Source organism: Aminobacter sp. Piv2-1, from assembly GCF_037625995.1.
In the GTDB taxonomy this organism is placed as follows: Bacteria; Pseudomonadota; Alphaproteobacteria; order Rhizobiales; family Rhizobiaceae; genus Aminobacter.
In genome coordinates, this window is the sequence record NZ_JARKMU010000002.1 from 278,529 (window position 1) to 294,149 (window position 15,621).

General features: G+C 63.2%; 16 protein-coding genes. 11 read left to right on the forward strand and 5 right to left on the reverse strand.

What is annotated here, in order from left to right:
* Positions 1–55: 55 nt before the first annotated feature.
* A complete protein-coding gene (locus tag AmiPiv_RS05205; RefSeq protein WP_340036258.1) occupies positions 56–1,792 on the reverse strand; it encodes a long-chain-fatty-acid--CoA ligase in 1,737 nt (578 codons plus the stop codon).
* Here AmiPiv_RS05205 and AmiPiv_RS05210 point away from each other — a divergent pair.
* The 8 genes from AmiPiv_RS05210 to AmiPiv_RS05245 all read left to right on the forward strand — a co-directional run bounded on the left by AmiPiv_RS05210 (position 1,779) and on the right by AmiPiv_RS05245 (position 8,693).
* Complete coding sequence (locus AmiPiv_RS05210) at positions 1,779–2,285, forward strand: hypothetical protein (protein WP_340036259.1); 507 nt, start codon at positions 1,779–1,781, stop codon at positions 2,283–2,285. The genes AmiPiv_RS05205 and AmiPiv_RS05210 overlap by 14 nt on opposite strands.
* A gap of 325 nt (positions 2,286–2,610) precedes the next feature.
* Positions 2,611–4,206 carry an ABC transporter substrate-binding protein gene (locus tag AmiPiv_RS05215; RefSeq protein ID WP_340036260.1) on the forward strand — a complete coding sequence of 532 codons (1,596 nt, stop codon included), beginning with the start codon at positions 2,611–2,613 and terminating at the stop codon, positions 4,204–4,206.
* Between the two features lie 110 nt (positions 4,207–4,316).
* Positions 4,317–5,321 carry an ABC transporter permease subunit gene (locus AmiPiv_RS05220; protein ID WP_340036261.1) on the forward strand — a complete coding sequence of 335 codons (1,005 nt, stop codon included), beginning with the start codon at positions 4,317–4,319 and terminating at the stop codon, positions 5,319–5,321.
* Positions 5,322–5,330: 9 nt separating this feature from the next.
* Positions 5,331–6,239 (forward strand): ABC transporter permease subunit, encoded by a 909-nt coding sequence (locus AmiPiv_RS05225; RefSeq protein WP_340036262.1) that lies wholly within the window; start codon positions 5,331–5,333, stop codon positions 6,237–6,239.
* A gap of 1 nt (position 6,240) precedes the next feature.
* On the forward strand, positions 6,241–7,092 hold the full coding sequence (locus AmiPiv_RS05230; RefSeq protein ID WP_340036263.1) for an ABC transporter ATP-binding protein: 852 nt from the start codon (positions 6,241–6,243) through the stop codon (positions 7,090–7,092).
* Positions 7,089–7,916, forward strand: coding sequence for an ABC transporter ATP-binding protein (locus AmiPiv_RS05235; protein ID WP_340036264.1), 828 nt, complete (start codon positions 7,089–7,091; stop codon positions 7,914–7,916). The genes AmiPiv_RS05230 and AmiPiv_RS05235 overlap by 4 nt, the downstream gene beginning before the upstream one ends.
* A gap of 278 nt (positions 7,917–8,194) precedes the next feature.
* Complete coding sequence (locus AmiPiv_RS05240; protein ID WP_340036265.1) at positions 8,195–8,383, forward strand: YegP family protein; 189 nt, start codon at positions 8,195–8,197, stop codon at positions 8,381–8,383.
* 55 nt (positions 8,384–8,438) lie between these two features.
* Positions 8,439–8,693 (forward strand): GlsB/YeaQ/YmgE family stress response membrane protein, encoded by a 255-nt coding sequence (locus AmiPiv_RS05245; RefSeq protein ID WP_340036266.1) that lies wholly within the window; start codon positions 8,439–8,441, stop codon positions 8,691–8,693.
* Between the two features lie 93 nt (positions 8,694–8,786).
* Here AmiPiv_RS05245 and AmiPiv_RS05250 read toward each other — a convergent pair whose 3' ends face one another.
* Positions 8,787–9,710: an acyl-CoA desaturase gene (locus tag AmiPiv_RS05250; protein ID WP_340036267.1), complete on the reverse strand. Its 924-nt coding sequence runs from the start codon at positions 9,708–9,710 to the stop codon at positions 8,787–8,789.
* Between the two features lie 148 nt (positions 9,711–9,858).
* Positions 9,859–10,899 carry a DmpA family aminopeptidase gene (locus AmiPiv_RS05255; protein ID WP_340036268.1) on the reverse strand — a complete coding sequence of 347 codons (1,041 nt, stop codon included), beginning with the start codon at positions 10,897–10,899 and terminating at the stop codon, positions 9,859–9,861.
* A 235-nt stretch (positions 10,900–11,134) separates the two neighbouring features.
* Here AmiPiv_RS05255 and AmiPiv_RS05260 point away from each other — a divergent pair, with 235 nt between their 5' ends.
* From AmiPiv_RS05260 to AmiPiv_RS05270, 3 genes are all read left to right on the forward strand, one after another.
* A complete protein-coding gene (locus AmiPiv_RS05260) occupies positions 11,135–11,995 on the forward strand; it encodes a hypothetical protein (protein ID WP_340036269.1) in 861 nt (286 codons plus the stop codon).
* Between the two features lie 281 nt (positions 11,996–12,276).
* The gene (locus AmiPiv_RS05265) at positions 12,277–12,696 is read left to right on the forward strand and encodes a rhodanese-like domain-containing protein (RefSeq protein ID WP_340036270.1); all 420 of its coding nucleotides are present in this window, start codon (positions 12,277–12,279) and stop codon (positions 12,694–12,696) included.
* Positions 12,697–12,869: 173 nt separating this feature from the next.
* Positions 12,870–13,613, forward strand: coding sequence for a sulfotransferase family 2 domain-containing protein (locus AmiPiv_RS05270; RefSeq protein WP_340036271.1), 744 nt, complete (start codon positions 12,870–12,872; stop codon positions 13,611–13,613).
* Here AmiPiv_RS05270 and AmiPiv_RS05275 read toward each other — a convergent pair.
* Together AmiPiv_RS05275 and AmiPiv_RS05280 are read right to left on the reverse strand one after the other, a co-directional pair.
* On the reverse strand, positions 13,610–14,746 hold the full coding sequence (locus AmiPiv_RS05275; protein WP_340036474.1) for a glycosyltransferase family 61 protein: 1,137 nt from the start codon (positions 14,744–14,746) through the stop codon (positions 13,610–13,612). The two genes, AmiPiv_RS05270 and AmiPiv_RS05275, sit on opposite strands and share 4 nt — an antisense overlap.
* Positions 14,746–15,507, reverse strand: a complete 762-nt coding sequence (locus tag AmiPiv_RS05280) for a class I SAM-dependent methyltransferase (protein ID WP_340036272.1) — start codon at positions 15,505–15,507, stop codon at positions 14,746–14,748. The genes AmiPiv_RS05275 and AmiPiv_RS05280 overlap by 1 nt, the downstream gene beginning before the upstream one ends.
* Positions 15,508–15,621 lie beyond the last annotated feature (114 nt).

The window sequence follows — 15,621 nt, forward strand, 5'->3', positions numbered from 1 at the left end:
CGGCCACTGTGAAGAGCTTCGCGGTGGCCGACGGCGTGCCTGATTCGAAATCGACTCAGCCCCTCAACTCGCGCCTCAGGATCTTGCCGACATTGGTCTTCGGCAGCTCGGTGCGGAACTCGATGTATTTTGGCCGCTTGTAGCCGGTGAGGTTCTCGCGGCAATAGGCGAGCAGGATCTCGACCGAGAGATCGGGGTCCTTGCGCACCACGAACAGCTTGGGCACTTCGCCCGAATGCTCGTCGGGCACGCCGACGGCCGCGACCTCGAGCACGCCCGGATGCTGGGCGACGACCTCCTCGAGTTCGTTCGGATAGACGTTGAAGCCCGAGACCAGGATCATGTCCTTCTTGCGGTCGACGATCTTGGTGTAGCCGGCCCCGTCCATGAAGCCCATGTCGCCCGACTTGAAGTAGCCGTCCGGCGTGATGACCTTGGCGGTCTCGTCGGGGCGGTTCCAGTAGCCGGCCATGACCTGCGGTCCGCGGATGCAGATCTCGCCGACCTCGCCGAGCGCGAGGTCGCGGCCGTCCTCGTCGCGGATGGCGATGTCGGTCGAGGGCAGCGGCAGGCCGATGGTGCCGGTGAAATCGGGCGACGAGCACTTGTTGGCGGTCGCCACCGGCGAGGTCTCCGACAGGCCATAGCCCTCGCAGATGTGGTTGCCGGTGACCTTCTTCCAGCGCTCGGCCACCGCCCGCTGCACCGCCATGCCGCCGCCGAGCGACAGGATCAGGCCGCCGAAGTCGAGCTTGCGGAAGTCCTCGTTGTTGCACAGCGCGTTGAACAGCGTGTTGAGGCCCGGGAAGATGTTGAATCGGAACTTCGCCAGTTCCTTGACGAAGCCCGGGATGTCGCGCGGGTTGGGGATGAGCACGTTGAGCGCGCCCTGCTGCATGCCCATCAGCGCGTTCACCGTGAGCGCGAAGATGTGGTAGAGCGGCAGCGCGCAGACGAAGGTGAGGTGCTGCGGCTTGGGCTTGACCGTATAGGCGTCCTCGACCCAGAGCGCGAGCTGGGCGACGTTGGCGAGCACGTTGGAGTGCAGCAGCATCGCGCCCTTCGAGATGCCGGTCGTGCCGCCGGTATATTGCAGGAAGGCTGTGTCGCTTGCCGCCACCTCGACGGGTTTCAGCTTCTTGGCCTGGCCCTCGTGCAGCGCCGCCAGGAACCTGACGTGGCCCGGCAGGGACCAGGCCGGCACCAGCTTCTTGACCTTGCGGACGACGAAGTTGACCAGGAGGCCCTTGACGCCGAGCATCTCGCCCATCGAGGCGACGACGACATGCTTGACCCTGGTGTTGGCGACGATCGCCTGCAGCGTGGTGGCGAAGTTCTCGAGGATGACGATCGCCTCGGCGCCCGAATCCTTGAGCTGGTGCTCGAGTTCGCGCGGCGTGTAGAGCGGATTGACGTTGACCACAGTGTAGCCGGCGCGCAGCACCGCCATCATGACGACGGGGTATTGCAGCACGTTGGGCATCATGATGGCGACGCGCGCGCCCTTGGCGAGGCCCTTCGACTGGAGCCAGGCGGCAAAGGCGGTCGACATGCGGTCGAGCTCGCCATAGGTGAGAGCCTTGCCCATGCAGGAGAAGGCGTCGCGCCCGGCATATTGCTTGCAGGCGGCGGCGAGCAGGTCGCCGATCGACTTGTGCGCCAGCGGCGCGATCTCGGCCGGCATGTTGGCGGGATAGCTTTTCAGCCAGACCTTTGCGCCGGTCGCCGGCTTTGCGGCGATCGCCGCAAGCGGCGCAGGCGCGGCGGCCGCTTCGACCTTGGCCGGCTTCATGGCCGGGGCCTTGGCTGCGGGTTTTGCCGGAGCCTTCGTTGCGGGCTTGGCCGCGGCCTTGGGCAACGGCTTCGCGGCTGCCGGCTTTACGGCAGTCGTGGCCTTCGCGGCGGGCTTGGCCACGGCTTTGGCAGGCGCGGCGGCTTTTGCCGCCGGCGCCGCCTTTGCCGGCTCGGCCTTGGCCGATTTCCCGGCTGACGGCTTGGCTGCTGCGGAGGCCTTGGTCGCCGATGGCTTGGCTGCTGCCTTCGGGGCCGACTTCACCGGCTTCGGCGCCGCCGCTTTCGGGGCGGTTTCTATCCTGGTATCGGCCGCCTTGGCCTTGCCCTTTGCCGCCTTCGCCGCGCCAGTGTTGCCGGTTGTTTTCGCCAAATCAGCCTCCCTTGCTGTTCTTATCGTTCCGGCGGTGTGCCGGTCTGGCCCTCGTCTGTCGCGGCGCCGCAAGAACAGTGCCGTATCGGGGCATGTTGTAGGTGTTTGTATTGCCAGTTGACGTTAACGGCAAGTATCACCCAACGTCAGCTGGACCGGCGGATTTCGGATCGCCGCAACGTTGGCGCCGGCGCGCATCCCGCCACGTAGATCTGCGTCCTGCAAGCTGCTGAAGCCTTCTCTAATAAGAACATTTCCAAGTCGAAATTGGTGAGCGTCCAGTGACGCCGCGCAACAAACTACTAATAGGTAGTCGCATGCGGGTAAATTATTCTGCTTACCGAGCGGCATGTAGGCAGGGAGTTCCAAAGGCCGAGAAACGGTGCTTATATGCGCGCCTGCGAGCCTGACAGGTAGGGGCTTGGGAAAATCATAGGGAGTGTTCAATGTTCAAAAAAACGACCTTTGCGGCCGCGTTGCTGGCTGCAACCGTCCTGAGCGGGGCGGCGAGCGCCAAGACGTTCGTCTACTGCTCGGAAGGTTCGCCGGAGGGCTTCGACCCGGGCCTCTATACGGCCGGCACGACCTTCGACGCCGCTGCACACACCGTCTACAACCGCCTGCTCGAGTTCAAGAAGGGCACCACCGAGACCGAGGCCGGCCTGGCCGAGAGCTGGTCGATTTCCGACGACGGCCTGGAGTACACCTTCAAGCTGCGTCCGGGCGTCAAGTTCCAGACCACCGAGTTCTTCACGCCGAGCCGTGACTTCAACGCCGACGACGTCGTGTTCTCCTTCGAGCGCCAGCTCAAGGCCGACAATCCCTGGAACAAGTACGTGACCGGCGCCTCGTGGGAATACGCTGCCGGCATGGGCTTCCCGGAAGTGATCAAGTCGGTCGAGAAGGTCGACGACCTGACGGTCAAGATCACCCTGACCCGCAAGGAAGCGCCGTTCCTCGCCAATATCGCGATGCCGTTCGCTTCGATCGTGTCGAAGGAATATGCCGACAAGCTGCAGGCCGACGGCAAGATGAACCAGATGAACCAGATGCCGCTCGGCACCGGTCCGTTCGCCTTCGTCGCCTACCAGCAGGACGCCATCATCCGCTACAAGGCCAACCCCGACTACTGGGGCGGCAAGCAGAAGATCGACGACCTCGTCTTCGCCATCACGCCCGACGCATCGGTCCGCTTCCAGAAGCTGAAGGCCGGCGAATGCCAGCTGATGCCGTTCCCGAACGCCGCCGACGTGGCCGCGATGAAGGCCGATCCGAACCTGAAGGTGATGGAGCAGGAAGGCCTCAACGTCTCCTACCTGGCCTACAACACCACCCAGGCTCCGTTCGACAAGCCCGAGGTCCGCAAGGCGCTCAACATGGCCATCAACAAGCAGGCCATCGTCGACGCCGTGTTCCAGGGTGCGGCAACGCCTGCCAAGAACCCGATCCCGCCGACGATGTGGTCGTACAACAACGCCGTCGAGGACGATAAGTACGATCCGGAAGCTTCCAAGAAGATGCTCGAGGAAGCCGGCGTCAAGGATCTCAAGATGAAGGTGTGGGCGATGCCGGTTTCGCGTCCCTACATGCTCAACGCCCGCCGCGCCGCCGAGCTGATCCAGTCCGACTTCGCCAAGGTTGGCGTCACGGTCGAGATCGTCTCCTACGAGTGGGCCGAGTACCTCGACAAGTCGAAGGCCAAGGATCGTGACGGCGCCGTCATCCTCGGCTGGACCGGCGACAACGGCGATCCGGACAACTTCCTCGACACCCTGCTCGGTTGCGACGCCGTCGGCGGCAACAACCGCGCCCAGTGGTGCAACAAGGAGTTCGACGACCTGGTGACCAAGGCCAAGGAGACCAACGACGTGGCCGAGCGCACCAAGCTCTACGAGCAGGCGCAGGTCGTGTTCAAGAAGGACGCTCCGTGGGCGACCCTCGACCACTCGCTGTCGGTCGTGCCGATGCGCAAGGGCGTCGAAGGCTTCGTCCAGAGCCCGCTCGGCGACTTCGCCTTCGACGGCGTTGACATCACCGAGTAAGGTCGCCTAAACAGGCCCGATCTTGGAGGGGCGCTTGCCATGCAAGCGCCCCGCTTCACTTCTGTGCTATCCTGCCCGAAGTCCTCGGAACATTCACTTAAAGGTCTGACATGCTCCGGTACCTGTTGGGACGGCTCGCCGTCCTCATCCCGACATTCATCGGGGTATCCATCATTGCATTCTCCTTCATCCGCCTTCTTCCCGGCGACCCCGTCGCCCTCCTGTCCGGCGAACGCGTCATGTCGCCGGAGCGCCATGCGGAAATCTCGGCCCAGCTCGGCTTCGACCGTCCCATCGTCATCCAGTATCTCGACTACCTCTGGGGTGTGGTGCGCGGCGACTTCGGCACGTCGATCGTCACCAAGCGCGCCGTCGTCGACCAGTTCTTCGAACTCTTCCCGGCGACCGTGGAGCTTTCGCTCTGCGCCATCGTCTTCGCCGTGGTGCTGGGCATCCCGGCCGGCGTGATCGCCGCGATCAAGCGCGGCTCCTTCGCCGACCAGGCGATGATGGGCACGGCCCTCGTCGGCTTCTCGATGCCGATCTTCTGGTGGGGCCTGCTCCTGATCATGCTGGTTTCCGGCATGCTGGGCTGGACGCCCGTCTCCGGCCGCATCTCGCTGATGTACTACTTCCCGTCCGTCACCGGCTTCATGCTGATCGACTCGCTGCTGTCCGGCCAGGCCGGCGCCTTCAAGTCGGCCGTCAGCCACCTGATCCTTCCGACGATCGTGCTCGGCACCATCCCGCTCGCCGTCATCGCGCGCCAGACGCGCTCGGCGATGCTCGAGGTGCTGTCGGAAGACTACGTCCGCACCGCGCGCGCCAAGGGCCTCTCGACCTTCCGCGTCGTCGGCATCCACGCGCTGCGCAACGCCATGATCCCGGTCGTCACCACGGTCGGCCTGCAAGTTGGCGTGATGCTCGCCGGCGCGATCCTGACCGAGACGATCTTTTCCTGGCCGGGCATCGGCAAGTGGATGGTCGATTCCGTGTCGCGGCGCGACTACGCCGTCATCCAGGGCGGACTTCTGATGATCGCTGCCGTGATCATGCTGGTGAATCTTGCGGTTGACCTGCTCTACGGCCTCATCAATCCGCGCATCCGGCACTAGGAGGGCACAATGTCTCAAGCTGCTGCAACCAGTGCCGTTTCGACCGATCCGTCCCGCCGGGCGCGACTGGCCGAGTTCTGGTACTACTTCTCCGAAAACCGCGGCGCCGTCATCGGCCTCGTGTTCTTCATCTTCCTGGTGCTGCTGGCGATCTTCGCACCGCTGATCGCACCGCACGATCCGACCCAGCAATACCGCGACGCGGTGCTGGTTCCGCCGTTCTGGCAGGAGGGTGGCCGCACCGACTTCCTGCTCGGCACCGATGCCGTCGGTCGCGACATGCTCTCGCGCCTGATCTACGGAACCCAGTTCTCGCTGTTCGTGGGCGTCATCGTGACGACGCTGTCGCTGGTCGTCGGCGTCGTCTTCGGCGTGCTCGCCGGCTACTTCCGCGGCTGGGTCGACACCGCCATCATGCGCGTGATGGACATCATCCTCGCCTTCCCGTCGCTGCTGCTTGCGCTCGTGCTGGTGGCCATCCTCGGGCCGGGCCTGGTCAACGCGATGATCGCCATCTCGCTGGTCTACCAGCCGCACTTCGTGCGCCTGGCGCGCGCTGCGGTGATGAGCGAAAAGACCCGCGACTATGTCGTCGCGGCCAAGGTCGCAGGCGCCGGCAACATGCGGCTGATGTTCAAGACCATCCTGCCGAACTGCATGGCGCCGCTGATCGTCCAGGCGACGCTGTCGTTCTCGAGCGCCATTCTCGATGCGGCGGCACTCGGCTTCCTCGGGATGGGCGCACAGCCGCCGACGCCGGAATGGGGCACGATGCTGGCCGAGGCCCGCGAGTTCATCCAGAGCAAGTGGTGGGTAGTGACCCTTCCGGGCGTTGCGATCCTCGTCACCGTGCTGGCGATCAACCTGATGGGCGATGGCCTGCGCGACGCGCTCGACCCGAAGCTGAAGAGGTCCTGACATGGCGCTTCTTGAAATCGAAAACCTGGTCGTCGAATTCGAGACGGCCAGCGGCCCGTTCCGGGCGGTCAACGGCGTGTCGATGAAGGTCCACGAGCGCGAAGTTCTCGCCATCGTCGGCGAATCGGGCTCGGGCAAGTCGGTGTCGATGCTGGCGGCGATGGGCCTGCTGCCCTGGACGGCGAAGGTGACGGCTGACAAGCTGGCCTTCAACGGCCGCGACCTTTTGTCGATGCCCGCTGCCGAGCGTCGCAAGATCATCGGCAAGGACATAGCCATGATCTTCCAGGAGCCGGTGGCGAGCCTCAACCCGTGCTTCACCGTCGGCTTCCAGATCGAGGAAGTGCTGCGCGTGCACATGGGCCTGGACAAGGCCGCGCGCCGCAAGCGCGCTATCGAGCTGTTCGAGGCGGTCGGCATTCCGGACCCGGCGGAGCGTCTCGGCTCCTTCCCGCACCAGATGTCGGGCGGCCAGTGCCAGCGCGTGATGATCGCCATGGCGATCGCCTGCAACCCCAAGCTCCTGATCGCCGACGAGCCGACCACCGCGCTCGACGTCACCATCCAGAAGCAGATCCTCGACCTTTTGATGAAGCTGCAGGCCGAGCACAGGATGGGTCTCATCATGATCACCCACAACATGGGTGTGGTGGCCGAGACCGCCGACCGCGTGGTCGTGCAGTACAAGGGCCGCAAGATGGAAGAAGCCGACGTGCTGACGCTGTTCGAGAACCCGAAGAGCAATTACACGCGTGCGCTGCTCGCCGCCTTGCCTGACAACGCGACCGGCGACCGGTTGCCGACGATCTCCGACCTGTTCGTCGACGACCAGATGGAAGGGGCAGCACGATGAGCAGCATTCTCGAAGCACGCAACATCGTGCGCGACTACCACGTGCCGGGCAGCATGCTGAAGAAGGCGCGGACCGTTCATGCCGTCAAGGGCGTGAGCTTCACCGTCGAGCAGGGCAAGACGCTGGCCATCGTCGGCGAGAGCGGCTGCGGCAAGTCGACCCTTGGGCGCATCCTGACGCTGATCGATCCGGCGACCTCCGGCGAGCTGCTGATCGAGGGCAAGAAGATCGACATCGCCAAGGGCGACCTGACGCCCGAGATGCGCCGCAAGGTGCAGATCGTGTTCCAGAACCCCTACGGCTCGCTCAACCCGCGCCAGAAGATCGGCGACATCCTGACCGAGCCGCTGGTCATCAACACCAACACGCCGGCCGACGAACGTCGCGACCGGGCGATGACGCTGCTGAAGAAGGTCGGCCTCGAGGAGAAGCACTACAACCGCTATCCGCACATGTTCTCGGGCGGCCAGCGCCAGCGCATCGCGATTGCGCGTGCGCTGATGCTGAACCCGAAGCTCCTGGTGCTGGACGAGCCGGTCTCGGCGCTCGACCTTTCGGTGCAGGCCCAGGTGCTGAACCTGCTTGCCGACCTGCAGGACGAGTTCAAGCTGACCTACGTCTTCATCAGCCACGATCTGTCGGTGGTGCGCTATATCTCCGACCAGGTGATGGTGATGTATTTCGGCGAGGCGGTCGAATATGGCAGCCGCGACGCGGTCTTCTCCAACCCGCAGCACAGCTACACCAAGACGCTGTTTGCGGCGACGCCGCGGGCAGACGTCGAGAGCATCCGCGCCCGCATCGCCAGGAAGCGGGCAGCCTGAGCCGGCGCTTCGCGGCGCGAATGGACGATCCAGGGGCATGGCAGCAAACGCGGCCATGCCCCTTCCTTTTGGGGGAAGCGCGGCGCACGGGATTGCCGGATGTCCGGCGGAGCCGGGGCAATCGCGGCGTCGTGCCGAATTCGCGCGCCCCGACGGTGCAGGATCGCCCATTGCGTGCCGGACGAGTGGCCGCACAACCCGCATGGACTTTCGCGGCCCGATCATGCGACGCTTCGCTCACCGGTGTGAGTCGCGCCCGGCAACAACGAGGAAATGCGATGTACAAGTTCGAAGTCTACAAGGACAAGGCCGGCGAATTCCGGTTCCGCTTCAAGGCATCCAACGGCGAGCCCATGTTCAGCTCGGAAGGCTATTCGGCCAAGGCCTCGGCGCTGAAGGCAATCGAGTCGATCAAGAAGAACGCGCCGGGCGCGACCGTCGACGACCAGACCACCGCGACAGCCTGATCTTCAAGCTTAACGCGCCACCGGCGCGGGGCAGGGGCAATAGCAGGAGAGATCCATGGGTATCGAAAGCCTTATCATCTTTCTCATCGTCGGCGCCGTTGCCGGCTGGCTTGCCGGCCAGTTGGTCAAGGGCTACGGCTTCGGCCTGATCGGCAACATCGTGGTCGGCATCGTCGGCGCCCTGATAGCCGGCTGGCTGTTCCCGGTGCTCGGCATCAGCCTTGGCTCGGGCATCATCGCCTCCATCATCCACGCCACCATTGGCGCAGTGATACTGCTGGTGCTGCTGAGGCTTGTGAAACAGGCCTAGCAAAGCGGCCGGACCTTTTCGACGAACGCCGGCAAGCGCGAGCTTCGCCGGCGCTTTCTTTTTCGGCGAAGCCGGTCTCCAGCCGCGTGCCGGTCAGTCGGCACGCCGCCGTGGCTCGGCGATCTTGTCGGCAAGGCCAAGCAGCCCGAGCAGCCGGATCGTGAGATAGGTCACGTCGAACTCCCACCAGCGATGGCCGTGGCGCGCCGAGCGCGGGTCGGCATGGTGGTTGTTGTGCCAGCCCTCGCCATTGCTGAGCAGCCCCACGAGCACGTTGTTGGTGCTGTCGTCGGCGGTCTCGTAGTTGCGGTAGCCCCAGACATGGGTGACCGAATTGACCGACCAGGTGATGTGCCAGGTAATGACGGTGCGCAGGAATACGCCCCAGATCAGCAGGCTGAGGCCGAACTGCACGGCCTGGCCCGGGGTCCGGCCGGCGAGCAGACCCGCGGCCATGCCGCCGCCGAAGAACACTGCCCACGACGCCAGGATGATGCCGAGATAGACATGCGGCTTGTCGAGCTTGCGGTAGAACGGGTCGCGGACGATGTCCTTGGCGTAGCGCCCGTAGATCTGCATGCGCTCCATGTCGGGCGACTTCACCAGAAGCCAGCCGACATGCGCCCAGAGGAAATTGATGATGGGGCTGTGCGGGTCGGGCTCTTCGTCGGCGTGCTCGTGATGGCGGCGATGCACCGCGACCCAGCGCGCCGGCGTGTCCTGGAAGGCGCAGACGGCGATGATCGCCAGCCCGTGCTCCAGCCATTTCGGGCAGGTGAAGCCGCGATGGGTGAGCAGCCGATGGTAGCAGAGATTGATGCCGAGCGTGCCGAAGACATAGATGCCGACAATGCAGAGGATGACGCCGGTCCAGGAGAAGAACCAGGGCAGCAGGGCGTAAAGTGCTACCAGATGATAGAAGGCGAGGCCGCTGACATTGAGCCAGTCGACGCGCGCCAGCAGCGGCTGGCGCGTAAAGGCATGCGTGGCGGGCGGCGCCGCGACCTGATCGGACATGATTGTTCCCCCCGGCAGCCCGGATCGCATCCCCACGACCGGGCCGTTTCCTCCATTTTCGAGCGAAGGTGCGCAGTTTCTAATGCATGGTCAAGCGGCTGCTTGCCTTGGCGGCGGTTGTCGACAGCAAATCCGCCTGGGCCGGCTCTCAAGGTCCATCCGGCCCGGCGCCGGATCCGCGCAGCCAGTCGGCCAGTGAGGGGCGGAAAGTGCCGCGGCTGCGCATGGCTTCGGCCGCGCACATGGAATTGAGCACCGCTTCCTGCGTGGCTTCGGCGGCGGCACGGAACAATTCGTCGATGCGGTTCTCGTTGAGCGCCTTGAGGGTGACGAAATCTGCCGTCTCGTCGTGGTCGATGCTGACGGCGGTGCTGAAGCCCAGGGCGATGTCGCCGCTGCCGTGCCCCCAGAATGCGCCCAGCCGCGCCAGCCCCGCGCCGCACCGGCGCGTCACGCGCCTCAATTGGCGGCCCTCCATCGGCACGTCGGTGGCGAGGACGGCGATGACCGATCCCTTCTCGGCGTCGGCCTTGGCGCGCGGCGAGGGGTGCCGTCCGTCGGGCAGGACGAGATCGCCGGCGCGGCCGAAATTGGACAGCACCAGCACCCCGAGGTGATGCTCGCGGCCGCCGAGCCGGAGCCGGCGCGAGGCGGTGCCAATGCCGCCTTTGAAGCCGAAGCAGCTCATGCCGGAGCCGGCGCCGACATTGCCCTGCCGGACTTCGCCGCCCTTGGCGTCGGCAAGGGCGAGCCTAACATGCTCCTCGGTGACGGCGAGCGCCTGGATGTCCGAGAGCGGCCCGTCGTTGCATTCAAGGACGACCGGATTGACGGTCGCCGTCTTACGGCCGATGTCGGGATTGGCCGCAATCGCCTGCCGGATCAGAGCGTTGGCGCAGGTGCCTATGCCGAAGGTGTTGGTGAGCAGGATCGGCGTCTCGATGCTGCCGAGTTCCTCGACCTGCATCAGGCCGACGCTCTTGCCGAAGCCGTTGATGACGTCCGAGGCGGCAAGCACCTTCTGGCGATAGAGATTGCCGCCATGCGGCACCACGGCGGTGACGCCGGTGTTGATGTCGCCGTCACGCAGCGTGTGGTGCCCGACCATCACGCCCGGTACGTCGGTGATGGCGTTGTTCGCGCCGATGGGCAGGGTGCCCACCACTATGCCAAGATCCCGTGCGCTCATGTGTTCCATTCGCTCCCGTGCGGGACGTTCATACAGCCGGGCGGAGAGGCAGGCAAAGCCGATTGGTGGGGGGGCTCATCGGCGGCGTCGGACCTGCGGGCCGTCCGAGTGTGACGCTACGGCAACAGTAAGGCACGAAGACGCAGGGCAACGTTTCCTGCCGCCTGGGCAAGGTTAGCGTATTCGAAGATTGGCGCTATGAAAGCCTACCATTAGGGGATTCTTTGGGGGCTACATGAAATTGCTACTTTCTACCGTCGTACTGGCGGCGCTTGCCACTTCGGCCTTTGCTGCCGATCCGACCGCGCCGATCGAGGGCCAGGCGGCCCGGCAGATTTCCGGCTACGGCGAAATCTACGGCGGCGGGCTGTGGACCGACCCGGGCGGCGACGAAGATATCTGGGCTGCCGGCGGTGCCGCGCGCGTCAACCTGCCGTTCGCCGAGCGCTGGAACGTCCAGGGCGACCTGACGGTTGACGCGATCGGCGCGGAAGACAACTCGCTGCGCAGCATCGGCGGCGTCGTTCACCTCAATTGGCGCGACCCGGCATCATATGCGGTCGGCGGATTTGCCGAGGTCAAGACCTATGGAGCCTCGGGTCCCGGCTCCGACTTCTTCCCCGATATTTGGGACTGGCGGGTCGGCCCCGAGGCCCAGGTCTATTTCGACCGGGTGACTCTCTACGGCCAGGCTTATTATGGCAGCATGGAACTGGAGGGCGCCCCGGTCGACTTCAACCTGATGGGCATCCGCGGCGTGGTGCGCTATTTCGCGCAGGACAACCTGCGCTTCGATGCCGAACTCGGCTTCCACCGCGTGACCATCGACGAGGTCGACATCGACTTCGACACGATCGCCCTGGCGCTGCAGGCGACCTATCGCTTCGCAGAAACGCCCTGGTCGGTCTTCGGCCGCTATCAGTTCGAGGATTTGTCGATCAACGGCGCCGACGAGAGCTTCCAGTCGCACAAGCTGATGGTGGGGCTGCGCGCCAGCTTCGGAAGCGGCACCCTGCTCGACGAGGATCGCAACGGCGCGACGATGGATACCTATCGTCCGAATCTCGTCACGCCGTCGCTTTTTGTGGTGCCCTAAGACTACCTCCGCCGGGATGCGGCAACGCACCTCGGCGCCTCGCACCACGATCGATCATGCCCCGCTGCCGGAAAGGCGGCGGGGTTTTTGCACTGGCCCGGCCGCCTTTCAATCAATCGTGAACACGATCGGTTTGTCCGGCGCTACCGGATCGGCCACAGTGCCGACAACCGCCGAGAATCGAGCCTGAGAAAGGCGGCATGCCACCGAGGCGGGTCGCCTCGAGAATCGCGACGCTCGCGGTTGTGTTCTGTGGTCAGACCGAAGGAAAGGAAGCTCGAATGCCGACAACAAGACGCAAGGTGCTGCTGACGACACTGATGGCGCCCATGCTCGTCGCGTTCAGCGGCTGGAGGCCGAGCCTGGCGGCCGGGGATTCCACGGGAGAGGTCGTCATGATCTCCAGCGACGAGCTTGCCAGCATGCTGAAGCGGAAGGACTTCGCCTTCGTCAACGTCCACATCCCCTATGAAGGCGAGATCGAGGGCACGGACTCATTCATACCTTTCGACAAGATGGACGAGAATCTCGACAAACTGCCGAAGGACAAGAACGCCAAGGTCGTGCTCTATTGCCGAAGCGGCCGCATGAGCGCGGTGGCTGCGAAACGCCTGGCCGAACTCGGCTACACGCAGGTGAGCGATCTGACCGGCGGCATGATCGCCTGGGAGGCCAGCGGCCGCCAGCTCTTGAAGAAATAGAGGTTCTTCTGGCAGGTTGGAGTTTGATGCAGGCCTGGCCGGACCGAAAGCGGCCGCATAGGTCTCAAGCGAAGGTTGATTCCGGCGTGTGATGCTCGCGTCCGTACGTGGTGGATGCCTCTTGCCTTTGCTAGGGAGCAGGCGGGGGCTTATCATGGATCGGAGCAAGGATCTTGCGGCGAGCGCTCTTCCTGCACACCCAAAAAACGGCTGGCACTTCGATCCAGCAGATCGCTCGTGACCTCTATGGGGCCGTGAATGTAACCAGTCATGCCGGCTATGAAGAACTAGGCGTGAGTGGATGCCAAAGAATCGACTTCGTTTCTGGTCATTTCGGGTACGAATTCGCCGAGCCGTTGATGTCAGGTCGGTATAGCTTCACGTTCTTACGCGACCCGATCGAGCGGATACTGTCTCTCTATTCCTTCAGCGCCGGCCGCCCGGCCGGAGAGTCTCCATTTTACGACGTTGCTCGAGAGGAGGGGTTGGAGGCGTTTCTTCGGCTCGCTCATCGTCCTGAGCCGATCTACAGGGAGATGTTCTGGAATCACCAGACTTGGCAACTCGCATATGGTCGGGGCGCAGAGTTCGCCGGCAAGTCGGCGCGCGTTCTTGATGAGTTCGATGGTGCCGACATGCTGGCAATGGCCAAACGTCATCTCAGTAGATTCAACTTTGTCGGCCTCGTCGAGCAATTTGACGAAGATGCCGCGACGATTTTCAGGGCGCTAGGGGCCGAGAGGGTGCAAATGACACGTGCAAACGCCAGCGCGAACCGGCCCGGTCCCGACAGCCTGCCCCTCTCGACGATGGATCTTTTGCATGAGATGACGGACCTGGACATGGAGCTTTACCGTTACGCCCAGGCCCTTCGCCGACCGGGCCTCAAGGGGAAGCTTCGTCGGCTTTTCAACTAGGCCAAACTGGCAATTGCCTGGCGAACGGCATCCAAATCCGTCTCTGCCTCGATCTTCGCCAAGGTCGTCGACACATTGGGCAAGTATGGCTCCCCCTCCATCGAGGAGGGGCTCAGGATCAGGCAGTAGCTGTGATCGCATGCCGCCGTCAGGTTGAGCAGCCATCGCTCCGGCGTCCCACTGTCACCCCAGTAGCCGACCCAGTGCTCCGGCATCAAGTCAATGATCTGGGCGCCTGGCGGTGCAAACACCATGTTGGCGAAAGCCGACCCGTGGTTGCCGGCGACTACTTGGGCACTCGCAAACAGGTTGATCTGCTCGTGAAATCTGAGGCTTGCCGGGTCGACAATTTCGAACCCTTCATCCGAGAACACAGCAACGACATCTGCCTCGTTCTTGGCAGTCCGAGGTGAGTATGCGCCCTCGCGTGAAAGGTAGATGCGACGTGCGCCGCTAGCCTTTGATGGTGCGTTGACCAATTCCCTCAGTCTCCGAATTGCTGTCGGACTGGGCAAGAAGCAGTTGGTTCCGGTGACCGTACTTGGGAGCGCCAGATGGCGGAGTCGTACCGTGCCTTGGGCGCGAACTATCCAACTTTCATCGAACCCGATATCCGCCAAGGCCATCACGGCCCATCGCGGCAAGAATTCCGGGATCAAGATTTTCAGCCTTTCACGCCGTACCTGGTCACTCAGGAGGGCAAGCGCGCAGAGACCATCCAGAACGAAGTGCCCGTAGGCACCGCACGACCTGTGGAATACGTGGATGATCTCGTCGCGGATGTCGGTTCGGGCCGCCTTCCAAATCCGCCCGGGGAGATCATCTGCCGTCGTGTCGGTGAAGTAGCTGGCGATATGTCGGGCCGCCTCTGCCAGGCTCCCATCATTTCGGACGACCAAGCCCGTGCTGGTGTCCAAAACACAGTTGGAAAGATGCGAGACCGCGATGTCCCGTGTCTGATAGCCGTCTTGCTCAAAGAGTGACCTAAGTCGATACTCCCTCTCAGTTCCCAGATTGGCCAAGATGCGCACGGATCTGTGCGGGGAAATACGGACCGATCCTTCGAGGCTCTGCTGCCGTTCCCCCGATCGGATCGATCTGAACAGTCTTGATATTTGTGACAGCGATCGCATCACGCTGTGGCCTGCTTGCTTGTTGCCAGTGGCCAGTTCAGATCACCGTTGTCCGAACCAAAATCGATGGAGATGGCCGGGACAACATCAACAACAGCCCAGTGTGCGTCGAATTCCGCGCGGTCCATCCGTTTGAATTCACCGATGATCTGTTCATAGTGAGATTTCAGGACGTTGTTTTCGGGGTTTAGGCCTGAAATGATTACCAAGCCAGTGGGCGAGCAGTCGGTGACGATCATCGTCAGGTCTGGACGGTACTTTCGAAGTGTTGGCACCATCTTCCAGACGTCCCCGGCCCACCATCCTCTGAAGGCTGACAGTGGATTGCTGGCGTCTGCTATGTCACGCGATGTCATATAAAAGCCGGGCGGCAGGCAATCGTGCAAGATTACGGTGGAATCCCTGCTGCAGTGGCGCTCGGTGTTGATGAAGTCGCGCAACAGGAATTCGAACCAATGCAGGCCATCCAGAAACGCGAGATCAATGGGTTGCCCAAATATCTGTGACGGTCTTTGTGCCGCAAAGAACTCATCGCTTGACTGCTGGAAGAAATGGCAGATAGGCTTCTTTCCGATGACATTAGTCTGGCAATTTAATTGTGGATCCACCGCGATGGATGCACATTCGGCCAGCGCGAGCGTAGTACCAAACTGAACGCCAATCTCGAAGTATGTTTTGGGCATCAAGTGTTTGTGAAGCTGTTCGAGAAAATGGACGTAGTTTTTCCCTGAGACGCGGTCTCTATAGTCGGCATCGATCATGCTGCGTCCGCTCCCGTTCAAGCTATCCAATTCCTAACACCCATCCGGTGGAATCCAAGCCCTGGTCCCTGTCACATTCGAACGGCTTCCTTGAAATGTCTCAACGGTACAGGG